At 72.2% G+C, this 22439-nt stretch carries 21 protein-coding genes; 13 read left to right on the forward strand and 8 right to left on the reverse strand.

Annotated features, from left to right (window positions below):
- Positions 1-104: 104 nt before the first annotated feature.
- Genes V1633_RS03125 through V1633_RS03170 form a run of 10 tightly spaced genes read left to right on the forward strand, consistent with a single transcriptional unit; the run spans position 105 to position 11940 of the window.
- Positions 105-1253: a LacI family DNA-binding transcriptional regulator gene (locus V1633_RS03125; RefSeq protein ID WP_331212590.1), complete on the forward strand. Its 1149-nt coding sequence runs from the start codon at positions 105-107 to the stop codon at positions 1251-1253.
- Positions 1253-2188: a carbohydrate ABC transporter permease gene (locus V1633_RS03130; RefSeq protein WP_331212591.1), complete on the forward strand. Its 936-nt coding sequence runs from the start codon at positions 1253-1255 to the stop codon at positions 2186-2188. Before V1633_RS03125 ends, V1633_RS03130 begins: the two co-directional genes overlap by 1 nt.
- Complete coding sequence (locus tag V1633_RS03135; protein WP_331212592.1) at positions 2188-3069, forward strand: carbohydrate ABC transporter permease; 882 nt, start codon at positions 2188-2190, stop codon at positions 3067-3069. The genes V1633_RS03130 and V1633_RS03135 overlap by 1 nt, the downstream gene beginning before the upstream one ends.
- 39 nt (positions 3070-3108) lie before the next feature.
- Positions 3109-4401, forward strand: coding sequence for an ABC transporter substrate-binding protein (locus V1633_RS03140; protein ID WP_331212593.1), 1293 nt, complete (start codon positions 3109-3111; stop codon positions 4399-4401).
- A gap of 2 nt (positions 4402-4403) precedes the next feature.
- Entirely contained in the window at positions 4404-5537 is a 1134-nt protein-coding gene (locus V1633_RS03145; RefSeq protein ID WP_331212594.1) for an ADP-ribosylglycohydrolase family protein, read from the forward strand.
- Positions 5534-6949 carry an ADP-ribosylglycohydrolase family protein gene (locus V1633_RS03150; protein ID WP_331212595.1) on the forward strand — a complete coding sequence of 472 codons (1416 nt, stop codon included), beginning with the start codon at positions 5534-5536 and terminating at the stop codon, positions 6947-6949. The genes V1633_RS03145 and V1633_RS03150 overlap by 4 nt, the downstream gene beginning before the upstream one ends.
- Positions 6946-7914: a ribokinase gene (locus V1633_RS03155; protein WP_331212596.1), complete on the forward strand. Its 969-nt coding sequence runs from the start codon at positions 6946-6948 to the stop codon at positions 7912-7914. Before V1633_RS03150 ends, V1633_RS03155 begins: the two co-directional genes overlap by 4 nt.
- Positions 7911-9905 (forward strand): SUMF1/EgtB/PvdO family nonheme iron enzyme, encoded by a 1995-nt coding sequence (locus V1633_RS03160; RefSeq protein ID WP_331212597.1) that lies wholly within the window; start codon positions 7911-7913, stop codon positions 9903-9905. Before V1633_RS03155 ends, V1633_RS03160 begins: the two co-directional genes overlap by 4 nt.
- The gene (locus tag V1633_RS03165; protein ID WP_331212598.1) at positions 9902-11122 is read left to right on the forward strand and encodes a CaiB/BaiF CoA transferase family protein; all 1221 of its coding nucleotides are present in this window, start codon (positions 9902-9904) and stop codon (positions 11120-11122) included. Before V1633_RS03160 ends, V1633_RS03165 begins: the two co-directional genes overlap by 4 nt.
- Complete coding sequence (locus V1633_RS03170) at positions 11122-11940, forward strand: HpcH/HpaI aldolase/citrate lyase family protein (protein WP_331212599.1); 819 nt, start codon at positions 11122-11124, stop codon at positions 11938-11940. The genes V1633_RS03165 and V1633_RS03170 overlap by 1 nt, the downstream gene beginning before the upstream one ends.
- A gap of 91 nt (positions 11941-12031) precedes the next feature.
- Here the strand turns inward: V1633_RS03170 and V1633_RS03175 are convergent, their stop codons facing one another.
- Positions 12032-12547 carry a hypothetical protein gene (locus tag V1633_RS03175; RefSeq protein ID WP_331212600.1) on the reverse strand — a complete coding sequence of 172 codons (516 nt, stop codon included), beginning with the start codon at positions 12545-12547 and terminating at the stop codon, positions 12032-12034.
- A gap of 476 nt (positions 12548-13023) precedes the next feature.
- On the opposite strand from V1633_RS03175, the gene V1633_RS03180 reads away from it, so the two are divergent.
- Both V1633_RS03180 and V1633_RS03185 read left to right on the forward strand, forming a co-directional pair.
- Positions 13024-14226 carry a cytochrome P450 family protein gene (locus V1633_RS03180; protein ID WP_331212601.1) on the forward strand — a complete coding sequence of 401 codons (1203 nt, stop codon included), beginning with the start codon at positions 13024-13026 and terminating at the stop codon, positions 14224-14226.
- A gap of 138 nt (positions 14227-14364) precedes the next feature.
- Positions 14365-15585 (forward strand): cytochrome P450 family protein, encoded by a 1221-nt coding sequence (locus V1633_RS03185; RefSeq protein ID WP_331212602.1) that lies wholly within the window; start codon positions 14365-14367, stop codon positions 15583-15585.
- 31 nt (positions 15586-15616) lie between these two features.
- On the opposite strand, the gene V1633_RS03190 is transcribed toward V1633_RS03185, so the two are convergent.
- The 6 genes from V1633_RS03190 to V1633_RS03215 all read right to left on the reverse strand — a co-directional run bounded on the left by V1633_RS03190 (position 15617) and on the right by V1633_RS03215 (position 20193).
- On the reverse strand, positions 15617-16459 hold the full coding sequence (locus tag V1633_RS03190) for a hypothetical protein (RefSeq protein ID WP_331212603.1): 843 nt from the start codon (positions 16457-16459) through the stop codon (positions 15617-15619).
- Positions 16456-17037 carry an RNA polymerase sigma factor gene (locus tag V1633_RS03195; protein WP_331212604.1) on the reverse strand — a complete coding sequence of 194 codons (582 nt, stop codon included), beginning with the start codon at positions 17035-17037 and terminating at the stop codon, positions 16456-16458. Before V1633_RS03195 ends, V1633_RS03190 begins: the two co-directional genes overlap by 4 nt.
- Positions 17038-17089: 52 nt before the next feature.
- The gene (locus tag V1633_RS03200) at positions 17090-17575 is read right to left on the reverse strand and encodes a DUF6232 family protein (protein ID WP_331212605.1); all 486 of its coding nucleotides are present in this window, start codon (positions 17573-17575) and stop codon (positions 17090-17092) included.
- A gap of 53 nt (positions 17576-17628) precedes the next feature.
- Positions 17629-18153 carry a hypothetical protein gene (locus tag V1633_RS03205; RefSeq protein WP_331212606.1) on the reverse strand — a complete coding sequence of 175 codons (525 nt, stop codon included), beginning with the start codon at positions 18151-18153 and terminating at the stop codon, positions 17629-17631.
- 66 nt (positions 18154-18219) lie between these two features.
- Positions 18220-19509: an amidase domain-containing protein gene (locus V1633_RS03210; protein ID WP_331212607.1), complete on the reverse strand. Its 1290-nt coding sequence runs from the start codon at positions 19507-19509 to the stop codon at positions 18220-18222.
- Between the two features lie 210 nt (positions 19510-19719).
- Positions 19720-20193: a DUF6232 family protein gene (locus tag V1633_RS03215; RefSeq protein ID WP_331212608.1), complete on the reverse strand. Its 474-nt coding sequence runs from the start codon at positions 20191-20193 to the stop codon at positions 19720-19722.
- Positions 20194-20503: 310 nt separating this feature from the next.
- Here V1633_RS03215 and V1633_RS03220 point away from each other — a divergent pair, with 310 nt between their 5' ends.
- On the forward strand, positions 20504-21277 hold the full coding sequence (locus tag V1633_RS03220) for an enoyl-CoA hydratase/isomerase family protein (protein WP_331212609.1): 774 nt from the start codon (positions 20504-20506) through the stop codon (positions 21275-21277).
- Positions 21278-21319: 42 nt separating this feature from the next.
- On the opposite strand, the gene V1633_RS03225 is transcribed toward V1633_RS03220, so the two are convergent.
- Complete coding sequence (locus V1633_RS03225) at positions 21320-22288, reverse strand: helix-turn-helix domain-containing protein (protein WP_331212610.1); 969 nt, start codon at positions 22286-22288, stop codon at positions 21320-21322.
- Positions 22289-22439 lie beyond the last annotated feature (151 nt).

Consider the following 22439-nt stretch of genomic DNA (forward strand, 5'->3'; position numbering starts at 1 on the left):
GCTGAACTGCGGAGAAACATTTTCGTAACGAGGTCTTGACGCCTCGCTGACCTGGGAGCAGACTCCCTGGAAACGTTTACAAGTCAGGGGTGGAGGTTCGGTGCATGGGTCGTAAACGTTTACAGCCCACCGCCGACGGCCGGCCGACCGTCCACACGGTGGCCGCCCGGGCCGGCGTCTCGATCGCCTCCGCCTCGCGCGTGCTCAACGGGGTCGGCGGCAGCCCGGAGACCGTCCGCAAGGTCCGCGAGGCCGCGGCCGAGGTCGGCTACGTGCCGAACGCGATCGCCCGGTCGTTGCAGTCGCAGCGCACCGGTCTGGTCGCCCTCGCGGTCGCGGACATCGGCAACCCGGTCTACGTGGCGATGATGCGGGCCGTCGAGGCCGTGGTCGCGGCCAGCGGCCGACAACTGCTGGTGCACGCCACCGGTGGCGACGTCGCGGGCGAGATCTCGCTGCTACGGCGACTGGCCCACCGGTACGTGGACGGCATGATCGTTTCGCCGATCCGGATCACCGACCACCACCTGGAGGCGATGGTGGTCAGCCCGGTGCCGGTGGTGGTGGTCGGCCAACTGCCCGACGACGCGCCGGTCGACAACGTCCGTACCGACTCCCGGGCCGGTGTCGGACTCGCCGTCGACCACCTGCTCGCCGCCGGCCGACGGCGGATCGGCTTCCTGAACGGTCCACTCGACACCGTCCCGGGCGCGGTCCGGGACGCCGGGTTCCGCGCCGCACTGGCCAGCCACGGCATCACCGTCGACGAGAACCTGATCGAGGTCGGCGACTTCCAGTACGCCGCCGGCCGCGCCGCCGCCACCCGGCTGCTCGCCCGGGCCGAACCCGACGCGCTGCTCTGCGCCAACGACCTGATCGCGGTCGGCGCGCTGCACGCACTGCTCAGCGAGGACCGGCGGGTGCCGCAGGACGTGGCACTGGTCGGGATGGACGACACCGAACTGGCCCAGATGGCCTTTCCGCAGCTCTCCAGCGTCTCGCTCGGCTCCGCGGACCGGGGACGCCGGGCGGCCGAACTGCTGCTGGAGCGGATCGCCGAGCCCGACCTCCCGCCCCGACGCGCACACGTCGCGCCGAGTCTGGTGGTCCGCGCCTCCAGCACCCCGGGCGGAACTCCACGGCCGGCCGCACCGAGCCAGCCGGGCGACCCGGTACCGGCACCGGGCCGGACCGCCGGGCTCGCCCGGGCCGCCGGCACGGAACCCGTCACGGCGCCGACGGAGGTGATCTGATGACCACCCTGACCGAGCGACCGGAGGTCGACCAGACCGGCGGGCGGCGCGCGTCCCGGCGCGGGCGCTCCGACCGTACGACCGTCTACCTGCTGCTGCTCCCGTCGCTGCTGCCGGTCCTCATCCTCTCCGTCTTCCCGCTGCTGCGCGGCATCTACCTCGGTTTCACCGACGCCCGCGCCGGACGGAACGTCGAGATCAGCTTCACCGGCCTGGCCAACTACCGGGAACTGCTGCACGACGGGCTGTTCTGGAGTTCGTTCCGGATCGGCCTGCTCTGGGCCTTCTCGGTCACCGTGCTGCAGTTCCTGCTCGCCCTCGGGCTGGCCCTGCTGCTCAACCAGCGGTTGCGGTTCCGTGGGGTGGCCCGGGTGCTGGCCGTGGTCCCCTGGGCGATGCCGCCGGTGGTGGTCGGCATCCTCTGGCGGCTCGTCTACCACCCCGACGCCGGGCTGCTCAACGAGTTCCTGCACCGGATCGGCGCGGACGCGCTCCGGACCACCTGGCTCGGCGACTTCAGCACCGCACTGCCAGCGGTGATCATCGTCGGGGTCTGGGCCGGGATGCCGCAGACCACCGTCGTACTCCTGGCGGGGTTGCAGGGGGTGCCGCGCGAGCTGCACGAGGCGGCCGAGATGGACGGCGCCAACGCCTGGCAGCGGTTCCGCGGCGTCACGCTGCCCTCGTTGATGCCGGTGATCGTCGCGATCACCTCGCTGGACTTCATCTGGAACTTCAACTCGTTCGGCCTGGTCTACGTGCTCACCGCCGGCGGACCGGGCGGCAAGACGATGCTGCCGATGCTCTTCGCCTACGAGGAGGCGTTCCGGTACGGCAACTACGGCTACGCCGCCGCCCTCGGCAACGTGATGGTGGTGATCGTCGTGGCACTGCTCGCGGTCTACCTGCGCCGCCGACTCAGGGAGGCGAACTGATGACGGCCAACCCCACCCTGACCGGGGCGGCATCGAGGCGGAACCGGAAGCGCCGCAACCGGGTCGGCCGGGGACTGCAGTACCTGGCGCTGACCGGATACCTGGTCTTCCTGGCCTTCCCGCTGGTGTGGCTGCTCTCCACCTCGTTCAAGCCGCCGCGCGAACTGGTCAAACTGCACCCGACGCTGATCCCGGACCACCCGACGCTGGCCAACTTCGTGCAGGCCTTCACCGAGCAGGAACTCGGCCGGGCGGCCTGGAACAGCCTCCAGGTCTCGCTCGCCTCGGCGGCGATCACGGTGCTGATCGCGACCCCGGCGTCGTACGCCCTGGCCCGGTTCCGGACCCGGCTCGGCACCGTCGCCCTCGGCTGGGTGCTGCTCTCCCAGCTCTTCCCGTTCGTCCTGCTGATCATCCCGATCTTCCTGGTGCTGCGGCAGGTCGGGCTGGCCAACACGCACGCCGGGCTGGTGCTGATCTACGTCGTGTGGGCACTGCCGTTCGCGCTCTGGATGCTCCAGGGCTTCGTCCGGAACATCCCCCGCGAACTGGAGGAGGCCGCCTCGGTCGACGGTGCCAGCCGGTTGCAGACGCTGCGCCGGGTGATCTTCCCGCTGCTGACGCCGGGCCTGGTCGCGACCGCGCTGTTCGCCTTCATCTCCGCCTGGAACGAGTTCTTCTTCGCCCTGGTGCTGATCAAAACGCCGGAACTGGCGACCCTGCCGGTCGCGCTGGCCCGGTTCGTCGGCATCGAGGGCACCGCCCGGCTCGGCCCGCTCGCCGCGGGTTCCCTGCTCGCCACCCTGCCGAGCCTGGTCTTCTTCGCCTTCATGCAGCGCCGGCTGGCCTCCGGGTCGCTCGCCGGGGCGGTGAAGGGATGAGCACCCCACCACCACCCACCCACCAGGAGGTATGCCCCCATGCTTCATAGCCTCACCCGGCGGCGGGTCCTCGCCGTCGCACTCGCCGGGGTCGTGGGCCTCGGCACGCTCGCCGGCTGCGGCAGCGGCGGTGACGACGAGAGCTCCGGCCCGGTCAAACTGCGGTTCCTCAGCCTGGCCTGGCAGAAGGAGTCGCTGCAGGCCAACAAGGACCTGGTCGCCAAGTGGAACGCCGAGCACCCGGACATCCAGGTCGAGTACGTCCAGGGCGACTGGAACTCCGTACACGACCAGTTGCTGACCTCGTTCGAGGGCGGCGACGCCCCGGACATCGTGCACTACGAGGCGGCCTCGATCGGCGAGTTCAGCAAGCAGGGCTACCTGGCCGACCTCTCCGGGCTGCTCTCCGACGACTTCAAGGGCCAGATCGACAAGGGCGTCTGGGACACCGCGACCTTCGACGGCAAGGTCACCGGCGTGCCGTTCCTGCTGGAGTCGCAGGTGGTCATCGCGAACAAGAAGCTGCTCGACGGTGCCGGGATCACGGTGCCGCCGGCCGACGGCGGCTGGACCTGGGACGAGTTCCAGACCAACGCGCAGAAGCTGACCCAGCCGGGCCGGTACGGCGTCGCCTGGGCACTGAAGTCACCGACGAACCGGGTGCTGAACCTGGCGCTGAACTTCGACGGCAAGTACTTCTACACCGACGGCGGGAAGACCGAGGTCCGGATCGGGGCCCCGGAGACGGAGGTCCCGAAGCGGATCCACGGCATGCTCTACACCGCGAAGTCCGCCGCGCCGGAGGCGTTGGGGATGAGCGGCGCCGACACCCTGCCGGGCTTCTTCGCCGGCAAGTACGCGATGATCCCCGGCTCGGTCTCGCTGCGCCAGCAGATGGTGGAGCAGGCGCCGAAGGACTTCGAGTGGGTGACGCTGCCACCGGTCAGGGGGCTCTCCGCCAACCAGGCCGCCAACCCGCAGACGCTGTCGGTCTCGGCCGACTCGGCGCACCCGAAGGAGGCGGCCCAGTTCCTGGAGTTCTTCCTCAACCCGACCAACATGGCGCAGTTGGCGAAGGGCGACTGGCTGGTGCCAACCGGTAGGCAGGCGAACGAGGAACTGGTCAGGGCGACCAGCGGCAAGCAGGGCTGGGACGTCGCCGCGGACAGCGCCAGGGACCTGACGGCGGCACCGTTCCAGATGGTCGACGGCTACCCGGAGTGGAAGACCAAGTACGCCACCCCGGCGCTGCAGCAGTACTTCGCAAACAAGATCACGCTCGACCAGCTCGCCACGCAGCTGGTCGACGGTGGGAAGCAGGTCCTGAGGTAACCATGGAACTCTTGCTCGACAAGTCGGTCGGCTGCCTGGTCGGCGCCGCGGTGGGCGATGCCCTCGGCGGTGCCACGGAAACGGCGCTGCCCGAGCAGATCCGGGCCCGGTACGGCGGCTGGGTGGAGGGGATCGTGCCACCGTTCCACGCCGACTGGGCCACCGCACGGCCGCTGGCGCCGTACCACAAGGGCGACGGGCACATCACCGACGACACGTTGATGACCCACGCACTGGTGCGGGCGTACCTGCGCAAGCGGGACCACCTCGACGCGTACGACGTGGCGGAACTGCTGGTACCCGACCTGATCGAGCGGGTGGTTTACATCCCGGACCTGGAGCGGGAGGGGGTGACCTTCCACCGGCTCGCCGCCGCGGAGCGGTGGCTGGTCACCCGCCTGCACCACGCACACGTCGACCCGAGGGAGGGCGGCGTCGGCAACATCGTCAACTGTGGTGCCGCGATGTACATGGCCCCGGTCGGCGTGGTGAACGCCGGCGACCCGGCCGCCGCGTACGCCGAGGCGGTGGAGATCGCCGGCGCGCACCAGCACAGCTACGGGCGGGAGGCGGCGGCGGTCTTCGCCGCCGCGGTGGCCGCCGCGATGGCGCCCGGAGCGGCGGTCGGCGACGTGCTGGCCGCCGTGCTGGACCTGGCCCGGGACGGCACCCGGGCGGCGATCGCCGCCGTGGTCAAGCAGGCCGAGGGGTACGCCGACTGGCGCGACGCCATCGCCCCGCTGCGCGCCGCGATGGCGCCGTACGACACGGTGGGGGAGGAGTACCGCAACCCGGGGCTCGGGGCGCGGCGACCCAGCCGCCTGCACGCGATCGAGGAACTGCCGGTGGCCCTCGGCATGCTGGTGGTGGCCCGGGGTGACCTGCGACAGGCGGTGCTCGGGTCGGTCAACTACGGCCGGGACGCGGACTCGACGGCCACCATGGCCGGGGCGATCGCCGGCGCGCTCGGCGGTGCCGCGGCGGTACCGGCCGAGTGGTCCGAGGTGGTCGCCGAGCAGTCCCGGACCGATCTGGTCGAGCCGGCCCGACAGCTCGCCGGGGTGGCGACGGAAATCTTCGCACAGGACCGGGAGCGGTTCGACCGGCGCGCCGAGCGCTTCGCCGGGCTGGCATGAACGGGACCCCGACATACGGGACCGGGGCGGCGGCCGGTGCGGCGGCGCCGATGCGGCTGACCTGGGTGCAGCCGGAGGACCTGCTGCCGCACGAGCTGGCGGCCAGCGCGGACGAGGGCCGGGACGTGTCGGCGATCGCCGCGCGCTGGGCGGCCGCCGGCGGGTCGACGGTGCCGCCGGCCAGCGGGGCATCGGCGGTGCCGGCCGGGCCGGAGCTGCGGCGCCTGGCGGCGGAACTGCTCGACAGCTGTGCCGCGCTGCCGGACCCGGACCCGGCGACGGAGCCGCAGTCGCTCGTCGACATCCGGGCCACCTGGCCGACGGAGTCCGGCCTGCCCACCGGGGCGCCGGAGCCGGACCGGCTGCACGGTGCCTGGCTCGGCCGGGCGGTCGGCTGCCTGCTCGGCAAGCCGGTGGAGAAGATCCCCCGGGAGGGGATCCGGGAGATCCTCACCGCGACCGGGCGGTGGCCGCTGCGCGGCTACTTCACCGCCGCCGGGCTGCCGGTCGAGGTGGCGGCCCGCTGGCCGTGGAACCGGCGCAGCGCGGTGCACAGCCTCGCCGAGAACATCAACGGCATGCCCGAGGACGACGACCTGAACTTCGCCCTGCTGGCGCTGCGGATCCTGGAGACCCGGGGGCCGGAGTTCAGCAGCGTGGACGTGGCCCAGGCGTGGCTGGACTGGCTGCCCGGCGGGCGGGTCTTCACCGCCGAACGGGTGGCGTACCGCAACCTGCTGCTCGGGCTGACCCCGCCGGAGACGGCACGGCGGCACAACCCGTTCCGGGAGTGGATCGGTGCGCAGATCCGTACCGACGTCTACGGCTGGGTCAACCCGGGCCGGCCGGACCGGGCGGCGGAACTGGCGTACCGGGACGCGGCGCTGAGCCACGTCCGGTCCGGGGTGTACGGGGCGCTCTGGGTGGCGGCGATGACCTCCGCCGCCGTGGTCGCCGCCGACGTGGAGACGGTCCTCGACGCGGGCGAGTCGGTACTGCCCCCGGGCAGCCGGTTCACGACCGCGGTCCGGGAGGCCCGGGCGCTGGGCGCGGCCGCTTCCGGCGACGACGACTGGGAGTCGGTGCTGGACGCGCTGTACGCCCGACACGGCCACCTGCACTGGGTGCACGTCCGGAACAACGCCGCCCTGGTCGCCGCCGCCCTGGCGTACGGTCGGGGCGATCTGGTCCGATCGATCTGCGCGGTGGTCAGCGGCGGCTGGGACACCGACTCGACCGGTGCCACGGTCGGCTCGGTCACCGGCGCGTTGACCGGGGCGGCCGGCCTGCCGGCGGAGTGGACCGCACCGCTGCGGGGACGGCTGCACAGCAGCATCGCCGGCTTCGACGGCATCAGCTTCGTCGAACTGGCCGAACGGACCCGACGACTGAGCAGCGAGGAGAATCTGTGATGGATGCCCGAGTTGTGGTGGTCGGCAGTACGAACCTGGACCTGGTGGTGACCGCGCCGAGCCTGCCCCGACCCGGGGAGACGGTGCTGGGCAACGGATTCAGCACCGTACCCGGGGGCAAGGGTGCGAACCAGGCGGTGGCCGCCGCCCGGGCCGGTGCCCGGTGCGCCTTTGTCGGGGCGGTCGGGCAGGACGGTTTCGCCGACCAGCTGCGGGCCAGTCTCGCGGACGCGGGGGTGGACGTACGGCGGCTGCGCAGTGTGCCGGGGCCGTCCGGGGTGGCGTTGATCGCGGTCGACGCCGCTGCCGAGAACCTGATCGTGGTGGCGCCCGGCGCCAACGGGGAACTGACCAGCCTTGCCGACCCGGACCGGGCGGCGGTGGAGGCGGCGGACGTGCTGCTCGCCCAACTGGAGGTGCCGATCGAGGCGGTGATCCAGGCGGCCGGCTGGGCGCGTACCGCCGGTACCACCGTGGTGCTGAACGCGGCGCCGGCCCGACGGCTGCCGGCCGAGCTGCTCGACGTGGTCGACCTGCTGGTGGTGAACCAGGTGGAGGCGGCGGTGATCGCCGGCGCCGACGACGGTGTCGGGCTGGACGGCCTGATGGAGGCGCTGCTCGACCTGGTGCCCCGGGCGGTGGTGACGCTCGGCGCCCGGGGGGTGCGGTACGCGGACCGGCTCGGGCTGCGGTTGTCGGTGCCGTCGCCGACGGTGGAGGCGGTCGACACCACCGCGGCCGGGGACGCCTTCACCGGCGCCCTGGCGGTGGCCTGGGCGGAACGCGGCGGGCCGGTCGACGCGGCGGCGGTGACGGCGGCGCTGGCCTGGGCCTGTGCGGCCGGAGCCGCCTGTGCCCGACGGCCGGGTGCCTCCACCGCACTGCCGACCCGGGACGAGATCGACGAGCTTTTCGCCCAGGCCTGTCCGCAGGCGTCGGCGACCGGCGGAGGAGCGGCGGCATGAGCGAGCGGGTTCCCGTCGCCTTCAACCCGTACGTGCCGAGGCCGATCGACCTGCCGACGGCGGTACCACTGGAACCGGAGGCGGACCTGTCGGTGCTGGACGAGGCGAAGATCTTCGCCGCCCCCGACGACCCGGCGGACTGGCCGGCCTGGCGTGACCGGATCACCCGCTGGCGGGCCGAGGCGCGGCGTCGGCTGGACTACGACGGCCGGCACTACGACGAGATCGCCGGGGACGACTTCAGCGTCTGCCTGGCCTGGCTCTGGGACGAGACGCTCTACGACCACGAGCGGGGGATCTTCACCGTCGACGCGTTCCTGGCGGCGGCGGAACGGGACTTCGGCGGCTTCGACGGGGTGGTGCTCTGGCACGCGTACCCGGTGATCGGGTTGGACGAGCGCAATCAGTTCGACTTCTACCGCCAGGTCCCGGAGCTGCCGGAGGTGGTCCGGACCTTCCAGGCGCGCGGGGTACGGGTCTTCGTCGACTACAACCCGTGGGACGTCGGGACCCGGCGCGAGCCGGGATCGGACGCCGAGGAGGTGGCCGCACTCGCCGGCTGGCTCGGGGTGGACGGGATCTTCCTGGACACCCTCAAGGAAGGGGCCGGCGAACTGCGAAAGAGCCTGGACACGGCCCGTCCGGGTCTGGTCCTGGAGGGCGAGTCGCGGGTGCCGCTGGCCCGGATCGCCGACCACGCGATGTCCTGGGCGCAGTGGTTCGCCGACTCGACCGTGCCCGGGGTGCTCCGGGCGAAGTGGTTCGAGCGCCGGCACATGCTGCACCACACCCGGCGCTGGCACCGCAGCCACCTGGACGAACTGCACTCGGCCTGGTTGAACGGGGCCGGCGTGCTGGTCTGGGAGAGCGTCTTCGGGGTGTGGGTCGGCTGGAACGACCGGGACCGGGCCGTGCTGCGGGCGATGCGCCGGGTGCAGCGCAGCCACGCCGTTTGGTTCCGCTCCGAGGACTGGACACCGCTCGCCGACCACGCCGGCAACGGGGTGTACGCCTCCCGCTGGACGCACGACGGCACCACCCTGTGGACGGTCGTCAACCGGGGTGACCACCATCAGGAGATCTGGCTGGAGAAGTCGGCGACCCGGCCCGGGCACCGGCTCCACGACCTGGTCACCGGAACCCCGCTGACCGAGGAGCGGCGGTCCGACGGCCGGTGGGCGGTCCGTGGCTTCCCGCTGCCGCCGGGTGGGATCGCGGCGGTGGCCGAGGTTCCGGACGGGCGGCCCGTGCCGACGTACGAACCGCCGGTCGGGGAGCCGGACTTCCCGGCCCGGGCGGCGGTGCGGATCCCCGCGCCGGTGGTACGGCGGGACGACGTACCGGCCGGGATGGTGGCGGTCGACGGCGGGCGGCGGGAGTTGCTGGTCCGGTACCGGCTCCGGGAGACCGGACTGTACGGCGAGGCGCCGTACGTCGACGAGTGGAAGCCGCTGCCACCGAGGCTGCACCAGTCGGTGACCCAACGTCGTACCGTCCACCTCGGACGGTTCGCGATCGCCGAGCGGGAGGTGACCAACGCCGAGTACGCCGAGTTCGTCCAGGCCAGCGGCTACCGCCCGGTCCGCCCCGAACGCTGGCCCTGGGCGGACGGCGGCGCCGGTTGGGGTGCCGCCGACGCGCCGGCCACCCACCTGGAGTTGGCCGACGCCCGGGCGTACGCGGCCTGGGCCGGGTTGCGGCTGCCGACCGAGGACGAGTGGCAGGTCGCCGCCGAGGCGGGACTGCTGCACCGGGCCGAGCCGCTGGTGTGGAACCTGACCGAGAGCGAGCACACCGACGGGCGTACCCGGTTCCTGATCCTCAAGGGCGGTGCGGCGTACCGGGCCGAGGGTTCGGACTGGTATCTCGACGGCGGTCCGCAGCCGCCGGAGATGTCGGTCAAGCTGTTGCCGCTCGGCGCCGGCCTCACCCGTTCGCCGTCGATCGGCTTCCGCTGCGCCGTCGACCTGCCGGAAGGAGGCGGCGCATGACCGCCGAGTCCGCCGTGCCGGCCGGGGTGACGCCCGCCGCGCTGGCCGGGGTGAAGGTGGTCGAACTCGCCACCCTGTTCGCCGGCCCGCTCGCCACCGCCTTCCTCGGCGACTTCGGTGCCGAGGTGGTCAAGGTCGAGCACCCGGCGAAGCCGGACCCGTCCCGGGGACACGGGCCGGCGAAGGACGGGATCGGACTCTGGTGGAAGGTGCTCGGCCGCAACAAGCGAACGGTCACCGCGAACCTCGGTGACCCGGCCGGGGCGGAGGTGCTGCGCCGGCTGGTCGCCGACGCCGACGTCCTGGTGGAGAACTTCCGGCCCGGCACCCTGGAACGGTGGGGGATCGGGCCGGCGGAACTCCACGCGGTCAACCCCCGCCTGGTGATCGCCCGGATCAGCGGCTTCGGTCAGGTCGGCCCGTACGCCAGGCGGCCCGGGTTCGGCACCCTCGCCGAGGCGATGAGTGGCTTCGCCGCCGCCACCGGTGAACCGGACGGACCGCCGACCCTGCCGCCGTTCGGGCTCGCCGACTCGGTGACCGCACTGGCGACCGCGTACGCGGTGATGCTGGCGCTGCGGTCCCGGGACGTCAGCGGGGTCGGGCAGGTGGTCGACCTGGCGATCATCGAGCCGATCATGGCGATGCTCGGACCGCAGGTCACCTGGTACGACCAGCTGGGTTACCTGCAGCCCCGACTCGGCAACCGGTCGAACAACAACGCGCCCCGGAACACCTACCGGTGTGCCGACGGTCGCTGGGTGGCGGTCTCGACCAGCGCCCAGAGCATCGCCGAACGGGTGGTACGACTGGTCGGCCGGCCGGAACTGGTCGACGAGCCGTGGTTCGGCACCGGCAGCGGCCGGGCCGCGCACGCCGACGTGCTCGACGCCGCCGTCGGGGCCTGGGTCGGCGCCCGGGACCGCGACGAGGTGGTGGCCGCGTTCGAGAAGGCCGAGGCGGCGGTGGCGCCGATCTACGACGTCCGGGACATCCTGGCCGACCCGCAGTACGCCGCGCTCGGCACCGTGGTCTCGGTGCCGGACGCCGACCTCGGGCCGATCCGGATGCAGAACGTGCCGTTCCGGATGTCGGCGACGCCGGGCCGGATCCGGCACACCGGGCGGCGGCACGGGCAGGACACCGACGAGGTGCTGGCCGGGCTCGGCTTCACCGCCGAGGAGATCGCCGCACTGCGCGCGGGGGGTGCGATCTGATGCCGCTGACCATGCTCTACGTGCCCGGTGACCGACCGGACCGGTTCGACAAGGCGGTCGGCTCCGGTGCCGACGCGGTCATCCTCGACCTGGAGGACGCGGTGGTGGCGGCCCGGAAGGCGTACGCCCGCGACGCGGTCGCCGAGTTCGTCGGCAGCACCCACCGGGTGCCGGTGCACGTCCGGGTCAACGAGCTGACCGGCCCGGACGTCGGCGCCGACCTCGACGCGGTCGCCGGGGCACCGGGACTGGCCGGGCTGCGGCTGCCGAAGGTGGAGTCGGCCGGGTCGGTCCGTCGGGTCGCCGGGCGGGCGTCGGTGCCACTGCATCCGCTGGTCGAGTCGGCGGTCGGCGTCGAGCGGGCGTACGAGATCGCGACCGCCGGTCCGACGGTGGCCTCGCTCGGGCTCGGCGAAGCCGACCTGCGCTCCGATCTCGGGGTGACCGTCGAGGAGGGCCTGACCTGGGTGCGGGGCCGGATCGTGGTGGCCGCCCGGGCCGCCGGCCTGCCGCCGCCGATGCTGCCGGTGTACGCCAACGTCACCGACCTGGCCGGGCTCGCCGAGTCGTGCGCGCTCGGGCGACGGCTCGGATTTGTCGGCCGGACCGCGCTCCATCCCCGGCAGTTGCCGGTGATCGTCGAGGCGTTCCGGCCCGCCGAGGCGGAGGTGTCGCGGGCCCGCGAGCTGCTGGACGCGGTGGCCGAGGCGCAGACCCGGGACTCCGGCACGGTGGTGCTGCCGGACGGCCGGTTCGCCGACCGGGCGATGGTGGCGGCTGCCCGCCGTACCGTCGAACTGGCCGACCGGTACGCGTAGCGGTCGGGACGGGGGCAGTGGTCCGCCCGTCCGGGACGCCCGAGAAGGCCGGTGGGTCGTAGCGTCAGACTCAATCCGTGTCGAGGCGTTGTCAGGTACGGCCGGCGATCGGCACCGAGGTCTCGGCACTGAGTGGCCGGCCGGCGGCGTCGAGCGGCGTGACGAGAAGTGCCGGCTCGGTCGGCCCGGCGACGTGACCTGGCACGAGGAACCTCCGGTCGTACAGGCGCGCCCGTACGGTGGCGCCGTCGTGGGTTCGGACCGAGACCGCGTGGGCGTCGGTCACCGGTACGTCGCCGAGGAAACCGCCGAGAACCTCGTCGACCGTGTACCGGTCGACGTCACCCCAGGCACTGACCGCGCCCGCGTGTCGGCCGTCGACCAGGCTCTCGACGCTCCATGCGGACGGTGCGGTCCAGAGCCGCAGGGTGCGGTCGCCACCCAGGGCCACGGTCTCCGCGGCGACGAATCCGGCGGTCGGCCGCCACGGCTCCGGTGGTGGGGGCGACTCGTAGGAGCCGAAACGTACGACCGCCACGAGCGCCAGGGCGACAGCCGTGAGCCCGACAAAGCTCCGGAGGTTCGAACGGACCACGTCACCGTCCACGCTGCGATTCTCGCCGCCTCAGGCAACTCGGCGCCCGTCGCGCGCCGATCGGTGGAGTCGCGGCTCGTGACATCGACGCGCCACGCCTCGCCCGGATGGCTCGGACTGATCTCCCGACCTGGATGGCCGCCGGCCGGACTGCCAGGTCGCGACGGCGACGGTTGATTGACGGACATCACCGGACGCCGATCCGCCAACTTCGTCGAGCGGACTGCGTCGCGCTGTACCGCAGCACGGTCGCGCCGCGATGTGTCCCGGCACTGGACCGGCAAGACCCGTACCGAATCCGTGCCTGTGGATGTGGATTGACCGGCCGTCGGCTCCCGCTCGACGCCGGCACCTGTCGGGCCGGTATCGACAGGCGGGGTGGCCGAGGTCGAGGATGGACGGGCAGTGGTTACCGGTCCCGACGGAGGACGGTGGGGGCGAGGCCCGGGCCGGGCCGGGTGGCCGGTGCCAGGAAACGGGGGAGGACCGTGTCGACCACAGCCGCCGCCGACCCGTTCGGGTCCGCGAAGGAACTGCACGAGGTGCTGGCCAGGCTGCGCCGGGAGAGCCCGGTGACGGAGATGCCGTTGCCGAACGGGGCCACCGCCTGGCTGGTCACCCGTTACGAGGACGCGCAGCGCGCGCTGGGTGATCCCCGGTTGAGCAAGGCGGTCTCGGCCAGCGGGGTGAACTACCGCAACCTGGTACCGCCGGAAGTGGGGGAGGCGGTGACCCGGCACATGCTGGCCACCGATCCGCCGGACCACACCCGGCTGCGCCGCCTGGTCTCCAGCGCCTTCACCGCCCGCCGGACCGCCGCGCTGCGGCCCTGGATCGAGGAGCTGGCCGAACGGCTGCTGGACGAGATGGCCGGCGCCGAGCAGGTGGACCTGCTGGACGCGTACGCCTATCCGCTGCCCATCCAGGTGCTCTGCCAACTGCTCGGTGTACCCGTCGAGGAGCAGGCGGACTTCCGCGGCTGGGTGAGTGCGATCGTCGCCGGGCCGATGGACGTCCGGGCCTGGCCACCGGCGATCACCGCGATGGTCGGCTACATCGGCGAGTTGCTGGAACGCAAGCGACGCCAGCCCGGGGACGACCTGCTCTCCGCCCTGCTCGCGGTCCGGGACGAGGGCGACCGGCTGACCGACGACGAGTTGACCTCGATGGTCTACCTGCTGCTGATCGCCGGCCACGAGACGACCGCCAACCTGATCGCCAACGGCATGCTGGTGCTGCTCGCCGAACCGGACCGCTGGGCGCGGGTGGTGGCGGCGCCGGAGCTGCTGCCCGGGGTGATCGAGGAACTGCTGCGCTACGAAGGGCCGGTACAGGCGGCGAGTTTCCGTACCACGCTGGAGCCGGTCGAGTTGGGCGGGCAGCTCATCCCGGCCGGTGCCTCGGTACTGGTCTCGCTCGCCTCGGCGAACCGCGACCCGGCCCGGTACGCCGAGGCGGACCAGCTCGTGCTGAACCGTCCGGCGGTGCCGAACCTGGCCTTCGGACACGGTATCCACTACTGCCTCGGCGCGCCGCTGGCCCGGCTGGAGGCACAGGTCGCGTTCCGCGCGCTGGCCCGCCGGTTCCCGGGAATCCGGCTCGCGATCCCGGTCGACGAGGTTGTCTGGCGGCCCAGCCTGCTCATCCGGTGCCTGACCGGGCTTCCGGTCACCCTGAACGGCACACGCTGAGTAGTCGACAGGGTTGCGGGACGTAAAATTCGACATCGACAAACGCGACCGGATGTCGGAAGGATGGACGGGTGCCGGCACGGCGACCCGCGTGAGGCCGGAGCCGGAACGCCACCGACAGCAGAGCGGGGGAAAGCCGTGACGACCGTACCCGTCAGCAATCCGTTCGTCGCCGGCTGGGACCTGCACGAGGTGCTGGGCACATTACGTCGGGACAGCCCGGTGATCGAGATGGCCATGCCGACCGGGAGGACCGCCTGGTTGGTCACCCGGTACGAGGACGCACAGCGGGCGTTGAGCGACCCCCGGTTGAGCAAGGGCATCTCGCCGGCCGGTGGGGTGGAGTACCGGACGTTGGTCTCCGAGGACGTCGAGCGGGCGTTGACCCGGCACATGCTGGCCACCGACCCGCCGGACCACACCCGGCTGCGCCGGCTGGTCGCCGGGCCCTTCGCGCCGCGCCGGGTGGCCGCGATGCGGCCCTGGATCGAGAGGATCGCCGAGCGCCTGCTGGACGACATCCCCGGCGACGCCGAAATCGACCTGCTCGACGCGTACGCGGCGCCGCTGCCGATCCAGGTGATCTGCGAGATGCTCGGCGTCCCGCCGGAGGACCAGTCCGCCTTCCGGGGCTGGGTCACCGCGATCCTCGCCGGCCCGATGAACCTGGCCGACTGGCCGGCCGCCGTGCGGGCCATGGTCACCTACATCCGGGACCTACTCGCGGTGAAGCGGGAGCGCCCCGGCGACGACATGCTCTCCGACCTGCTCGCGGTCCGGGACGAGGGTGACCGGCTCAGCGACGACGAGTTGACCTCGATGGTCTACCTGCTGCTGATCGCGGGGCACGAGACGACCACCAACCTGATCGCCAACGGCATGCTGGTGCTGCTGTCGGAGCCGGAGCGTTGGACGCGGGTGGTGGCGGCGCCGGAGCTGCTGCCCGGGATCATCGAGGAGTTGCTGCGCTACGAGGGGCCGGTGCAGAGTTCGACGTTCCGTACCGCGGTGGAGCCGGTCGAGATCGGCGGTCAGGTGATCCCGGCCGGCGCGACGGTGGTGGTCTCGCTGTCGTCGGCGAACCGTGACGGCGCGCGCTTCCCCGATCCGGACCGGCTCGTCCTGGACCGGCCGGTCATCCCGAACCTGGCGTTCGGGCACGGCATCCACTACTGCCTCGGCGCGCCGCTGGCCCGGTTGGAGGGGCAGGTCGCCTTCGCCGCGCTGGCCCGCCGGTTCCCCGGGATGCGGCTGGCGGTGCCGCCCGACCAGCTGGTCTGGCGGCCCAGCGTACTGATCCGGGGGCTGCACGCCCTGCCGGTCCTGCCGGGTGGAGCCGGACAGCCCGATCAGCCGTGACCCGTTGACACTTCGGGCCGACCCGCCCTGCTCAGTACCCCCAGGGTTCCGCCGGGTGGCAGTCCGGGCCGGCTTTGCCGTAGACGACGTTGCCGTTCGGGTCGGTGTAGCAGCGGTCCTCGCTGCGCCAGTCGAAGAGCAGTTGTCGGGCGATCTCCCGTCCCTCGTGGTCGTAACCGACCAGTTCGGCCCGGCTGGTCACATCCCCGCGGCTCACCAGGCCGAAGGTGCCGTTGGCCAGCCGCGCCGTGGTGTGGCGACCGTCGCCGTGCTCCAGCACCAGCCGGTGCACCCGGCCACTGACCCGGCCGCTCACCGCCACCTCGCCACTGCGGAGCTCGCTGGAGGTGAGCATCATCTGTTGGACCAGGCCGGGCAACCAGTCCCTGGTCCGCCAGTCCGGCTCGCTGCCGACGCCGCCGCTGAACTCCCGGCCGGGGGTCAGGTCGACGCTGCACTCGAAGTACGCCGACTCGGTCAGGAACAGCATCACGGAGTGGTGGGACCGTTGGGCGGCCACCGCGAGGTCGTCCGTGGTGATCGGAATCCGGTGGATCTCGTCGTTCTGCTCCAGGCACCACTCGGTGGCCCGTCGCAGCGTCGGGGAGAGTTCGTCCGCCCCCATCGCCAGCACGGTCGACGCGCTGTTGTCGTCCCGGATCGTCGGCAGCACCGTCAGACCGGCCGCGACGAGGGCGGCCGCCGCGACGACGAGCACCGGTCGTCGTACCCGGGCGGCGACGGGACCGCGCGACCACGGCAGCCCGGCCCGGCCCTCCGGGGGACTGACCGACGCCACCAGGTCGGCGCGCATCCGGGCTGCCCGGCCGCGCGGCAGGTCCCGTTCGGCAGGCGGGTCGAGGATCGTGTTCATCGTTCTGCCTCCTTGTCGTCGTCACACAACAGGCCGGTCAGCCGGGCCCGGGCCCGACTCACCCGCGACCGCACCGCCACCTCGCTGATCCCGAGCACCGTGGCCGCCTCCCGGTACGACACGCCGGACCAGAGGCACAGCGCCACGGCCTCCCGTTCGGCCCGGGGCAGCCGGCGTACGGCGGCCAGGATCTGTTTCATCCGTCGTTCGTCGTCGAGCCGCCCGGCGACCTCGTCGGCCGGGTCCTCGCCGACGTCCCGCTCGGGCGGCATCCGGCGCAGCAGCGCCCGCCACCGTCGCGCCGACCGCCACTCCGTCCGGACGGTGTTGGTGGCCACCACCAGCAGCCAGGGCAGTGCGGAACCGTCGACCAGTCGGGCCTCGCCCCGGCGCCGCCAGGCGACCATGAACGTCGACTGGGTGACGTCCTCGGCGGTCGCCCACGAGCCGGTGAGCCGGAAGGCGTGGTTGTAGACCGTCCGGGCGTACCGGTCGAAGAGTCGGCCGAAGGCGGCCGGGTCGCCGGTCTCGGAGGCTGACCACAGCTCCTGGTCCGGCGGTTGCATCTGGATGGTCACGTTCAACTATGGCCGGCGGGGCCCGACCTGTTGCGGATCCGGACCGAACCGGTCAGCGATCTGCTCCGTGCTGCTCGATGGCGCGTTGCACGGCCCGGTAGATCTGGCCGAACCGGAGCGCGTCGGAGGTCCGGACCAGCATGAGTTCGTGACCGTGGCACTGCACCCAGAGTTCCTGCACCCGGACGCCCCGCTCGTAGGAGCGGTCCAGCCAGCCGAGCGGCAGTTCCAGGAACGGCGTCAGCGCGAACGCGCCGACCACGCAGGCGGCCAGGATCAACGCGGCGAGCTGCCACTGCCCCCGGTCGTGCGCCGAATAGGCGAGGGAGAGTACGCAGATCATCGCGACCAGCGGCGGAATCGAGAAGAGGAAGATGAGGACGCCCCGCCCGAGCAGCCGGGACCGGGTCCGGGCGGTGCCGGGTCCACGGACGTGCCAGACGTACGTCACCTCGGCGATCGGCACCGCGTGCCCGTTGGCGTGAATGGCGGCCGAGGTTACGCGTACCGTGTCGTCCCGGTAATAGAGCGTCACCATTCCAGCAAAGCCTGCCTGTCAACCGTTGTCGAAGGGCTGGGTGGCGGCGCGGCTCACACCTCGTCCAGGACCGTGGCGGCAGCCGGGGCGCTCCGTCCGCCCTTGCAGATCCGGACGACGCCCTCCGGCACGGGGGACAGCAGAGCGTTGGCGCCGGTGATGTCGTAGCCGGGCAGCGGCGCGCCGTCGACCGTGGTCGGCCGATCGTGCGGCCGGGCGAAGACCACCAGGACGGTGCCGACGCCGAGCAGGTCGTTCTCGGTGGGAGTGTCCACTCCGGGCCAGACCACCACCCGCTCCGGCACGCCGGCACCGGCGAGCGTCCCGTCCACCCGGGCGACCAGGCCCCGGGTGGTGGTCACCCCGTCGGTGATGAGCGGCTGCTCCTCGATCGTCGCCCGGAACACCGCCGCCGCCCGGGAGGCGTGCTCCCGGACGGCGGCGGCGGTGGGCGTCGGACACTGCTCGCCACCCTGGGGTGCGGCCCCGGTGAACCCGCAGGCGGTGAGGGAGGCAGCGGTGACGAGTGTGACGGAGGCGGCCGCGACGGCCGGTGCTACGCGTAGACCGGAAGACATCTCGGCCGCCTCCCTCGTCCCATTCGGAAATGGTGAGTGTGATTGTTCAGATGGTAGACCGCTGTCTCAGGTACGCGCGGCCCAGTACGGGCCGTCGTGCTGGGAGATGATGTCCCAGAACGGTTTGTCCTCGGTGTCGTCGCTGTGGTAGCTGAGCAGTGGCCAGCCATCCGTCCCGCGGCCGGTCACCATCATGGTGTGGTCGGGAGAATCGGTTTCCCCGTATCCGTCGATCTCCAACTGCATGACATCGGAAATGAGCAGATCATCGAGGTACGGCATGAAGGTCACCCGGCCGCCGTAGTTGTTCTCGTAGATGTTCCAGTTCGTCGCCCCGCCCCAGGTGTAGGAGTGGATCGGGGTGCAGTCGTTGCAGCGCCAGTACCAGACGTCGTAGTCGTCGTGGTTCCAGAGCACCGCCGGGTAGTCCTCGGAGCCGGCCTCGGCGTACCGGCCGGTCCAGAGGGCCCAGGAGATGAACGTCGTGCAGTCGTTGGTGTCCCGGGTGTAGGTGACCGGGTTGTCCCTCGCGTAGAAGAGGGCGAAGTCGACCATCGCCTGGTAGTTGTAGGGCGGGCCCTCGCCGCCCATCGGCTGCGCCACACGGTCGGGTGCGGGCAGCGGTCGGTCGGCGGGGCGGCCGATGGCGCTCGTCGCGCCGACCCGCTCGGTCTTGTCCGGAGTGGCGCGTTCCGCGTCAGCGGCCGGGACCCGGCGGTTGGCCAGCTTGGTGGCGTCCCCGGCGGCCAGGGCCGTCCGGTTGGCGGCCAGCGAGGCGCGCATGGTGGTGATCCGTTCGGCGATCTCGGCCCGGCGGACCGCCTCCGGGATCCGGGTGACCCGGGTGAGCTGCGCCGCGCTGAACTCGCTCGCCGGGTTTAGCGCGGTGATGTCCGCCAGTCGCCAGCTCTGGTCGACCAGGAGGTACCGCACCTGGTGCCGGGCGGTGTACTGGTATTCCTGCGCCGAACCGGCGTACCGGTAGGTGGTCTCCTCCACCACCTCGGCGCTACGTCGGGTACCGCTGCCGGCGCTCGACACGACGGTGACCGAGGTGTCCACGGAGGTGAACTCGGCGCCGGCGAGTCGCCGGGCATAGTCCCGGTCGGCCTGGACGGCCTGCCGGGCGGCGAGCGTGCCGGCCGCGCTCGGCGCGACCGCCGGTCGGGCGCCGGCCAGCGCCCGGCTCTGGGCGGCCCCGGAGAGCAGGGCCGCGTTCTCGGTGACGAGTACGCCTTCGGCGATACCCGCCAGTTCGGCCGTGGACGGTACCGCGGCGAGCGCTGACGTTGGTGTGAGCAGCACCGCGAAGGCAAGGGTCGCCCCAGCGGCCAGAATGCGCGCGGGTGTGCGCATCGCTAGCATCAAACCTCCCCAGGTTTGTTTTTGGAGTGGCTCGATACTAGCGACGAATATCGATCGTCGACCCACTCCCGGAGGAGGTCGTCGCTGTTAGATGAACGACATTCGCAATACTTGAGATGACCTTGCCGACTTGCTACCGGTCCCGCTCGGACAATCCAGTAACGACAATGGGGAGGCGTGGAAACAGTTTCGGTGCCGGGATTATCGGCGACCCGAGCGGACTGTTCGCTGGTCCACGGCCCGCTCCAGCGCCCGGTAGATCTGCCCGAACCGCAACGCGTCGCCGGTGCTGAGCAGCCGGACCGGTCCGCCCCGCCACTGGGCCCAGATCTCCAACTGGTGGCTGCCCCGGTCGTAACTGCGGTCGACCCGGTCGAGCAGGAAGTCGGCGACCGGGGCGGCGGCCAGTCCGACCAGGACGGAGACCCCGACGATGCCGACCGTGACGGCGAGTGGGGTGTGCAGCCGTACCGCGACCAGCAGACCGAGCGCGGCGGCGACCAGCGGGCCGGCGAGGGCCGCGAGCAGCGCGCCGCGACCGGCGAGGGCACCCCAGCGCCGTCCGGCCCGGACGTGCCACACCCGGTTGATCTCCCGGAGCGGGTACGCCCGACCCGCCACCCGGACCGCCTCCGAGGTGATCCGGACCTGACGGTCGTTGTAGTACGTGGTCATCGCCGTCCCGCCTCGACCAGTTCGACGTGGTGGTGTTGAACGCGGTGCACCTCAACCTGGGAATCCTCGACCCGGTGAGGCTGCACCGTGGTGAATCCCGTACGCGCAGTCAAAGTTACCCTGCCCGGGACAGCGCGAATCCCGGCCCGGGCGGGCCTACCCCCGGACCACCCGTTCGGGTTTCACCCCGGGGTGGGCCGAGCGGCCACCGGCGTGGTCCGGGGTTCGCCCGTGCCGGACGGGCTGGTTGGCCCGGCCGTGTCGAACGCCCGTTAGGGTGAGCCTCGCGACTTCGACGTGGAGGTGGGCGGTGGGCGACTTCGTCCGGGTGGAGATCAACGAGGGCATCGGCACGGTCCGGTTGGACCGGCCACCGATGAACGCCCTGAACACCCAGGTCCAGGAGGAGCTGCGGGAGGCGGGCGGCATCGTCGCCGCCGATCCCGAGGTCCGGGCGGTCATCGTGTACGGCGGCGAAAAGGTTTTCGCGGCCGGCGCGGACATCAAGGAGATGGCCGACATGTCCTACGTGGACATGGCGCAGCGGGCGGCCGACCTGTCCAGTGCCCTCGGCGCGTTCGCCCGGATCCCGAAGCCGGTGGTCGCGGCGATCACCGGATACGCCCTCGGCGGCGGCTGCGAACTCGCGCTGGCCTGTGACTGGCGGGTGGTCGCCGAGGACGCCAAGCTCGGCCAGCCCGAGATCCGACTCGGCATCATCCCCGGTGCGGGTGGCACCCAGCGGCTGGCCCGACTGGTCGGCCCGGCCCGGGCCAAGGAGCTGATCATGTCGGGGCGGATGGTCGACGCGGCCGAGGCGCTGCGGATCGGTCTCGCCGACCGGGTGGTCCCCGCCGACCAGGTGTACGCCGAGGCGGTCGCCATGGTGAAGCCGTACGTCACCGGTCCGGCCCAGGCCCTGCGGGCGGCGAAGCTGGCGGTCGACGGTGGACTGGAGATGGATCTCGCCTCCGGGCTGGCCTGGGAGAGCCAGCTCTTCGCGGCACTGTTCGCCACCGACGACCGCCGGGAGGGGATGGCCGCCTTCGTGGCGAAGCGCAAACCGGACTTCACCGGCCGCTGAGCGCCCGACCGCTCGCGCTGCCCTCGACAGTGCGTGGCCGGGTCAGACCCAGCCGCGGCGTACCGCCTCCATGCCGGCCTGGAACCGGCTCTCGGCGCCGACCAGCGCCATGATCCGGTGCACGTGCCGGTGCACGGTCCGTACGCTCCAGCCCAGCGTGCGGGCGATCGTCTCGTCGGTGGCCCCGCCGGCCAGCAGACCGACCAGTTCGGCGTCCCGCCCGGAGAGGCGGTCGGGTGGGTCCTCCCCGGCCCGGTTGACCGCGACCGCCCGCTCCCAGAGCGCCTCGAACAGTTCACTCACCGCGTCCAGCAGCGACGACGGGTGCACCAGGTAGGCGGCGTCGGTCAGCTGCCCGTCGGCCATCACCGGAATGAGCGCGAGCCGGTCGTCGCAGAGCATCATCTTCATCGGCACGTTGCTGGCCACCCGGGCCCGCTCGCCGTTCTGGATGCCGCGCCAGATCTCCGCCATCCGCCCGGGGATGGCCAGCGCCGACCGGTCGTAGACCACCCGGTAGGTCAGGCCGCGGTCGGTGAGCTGCTGGTTCTCCTCCGGATTGCCGCGCACCGGATTGTCCAGGTAGGGCGGCCGGTCCAGACCCCTGATCTGGGTCCGCGCCTCGCGCTGCAACCGGACGAGGGTGGCCCGGAGGTTCGCCGCGCCCTCGACCACCTCGACGAGTTCGGCGGGGTGGCGACCGGTCGCCTCCCGGCGCCGGACCTCCTCGGCCAGCCGCTCGGCGTGCGTACGCAGGCGCAGCAGGTCACGCTCCTGGTCGGCGATCAGGAGGGTGGCGACCTGGTCCGGTGGCGTGGCCGCGTACCGGGCGGGACGGCCGGGCAGCCGGCTGGCCAGACCGCGGTCGACCAGGCGGCCGAGCGTACGGGTCAGCTGGGCCCGGGAGAGCGCGACATCGCCGAGGAGATCACCGAGGACCGCCTGCCGGCGCCGGGTCAGCGCCTCGTAGACGAGCGCCTCGGGCTCGGACACTCCGACCGCATGCCACATCCGAACCCTCCGTCAGGAACCGGCCAGCTGTCCGGAACATGAACGCACCAGGACATTGTCCGGCCCTTCCGGCGCATGCCAAGATCGCCACCCAATACGTGCCGAGTTCGTGTCAGGGATCACGTACGACCTGGCGACGGGCGCGTCCGTG

The organism is Plantactinospora sonchi (assembly GCF_036422035.1).
GTDB lineage: Bacteria > Actinomycetota > Actinomycetes > Mycobacteriales > Micromonosporaceae > Plantactinospora > Plantactinospora sonchi.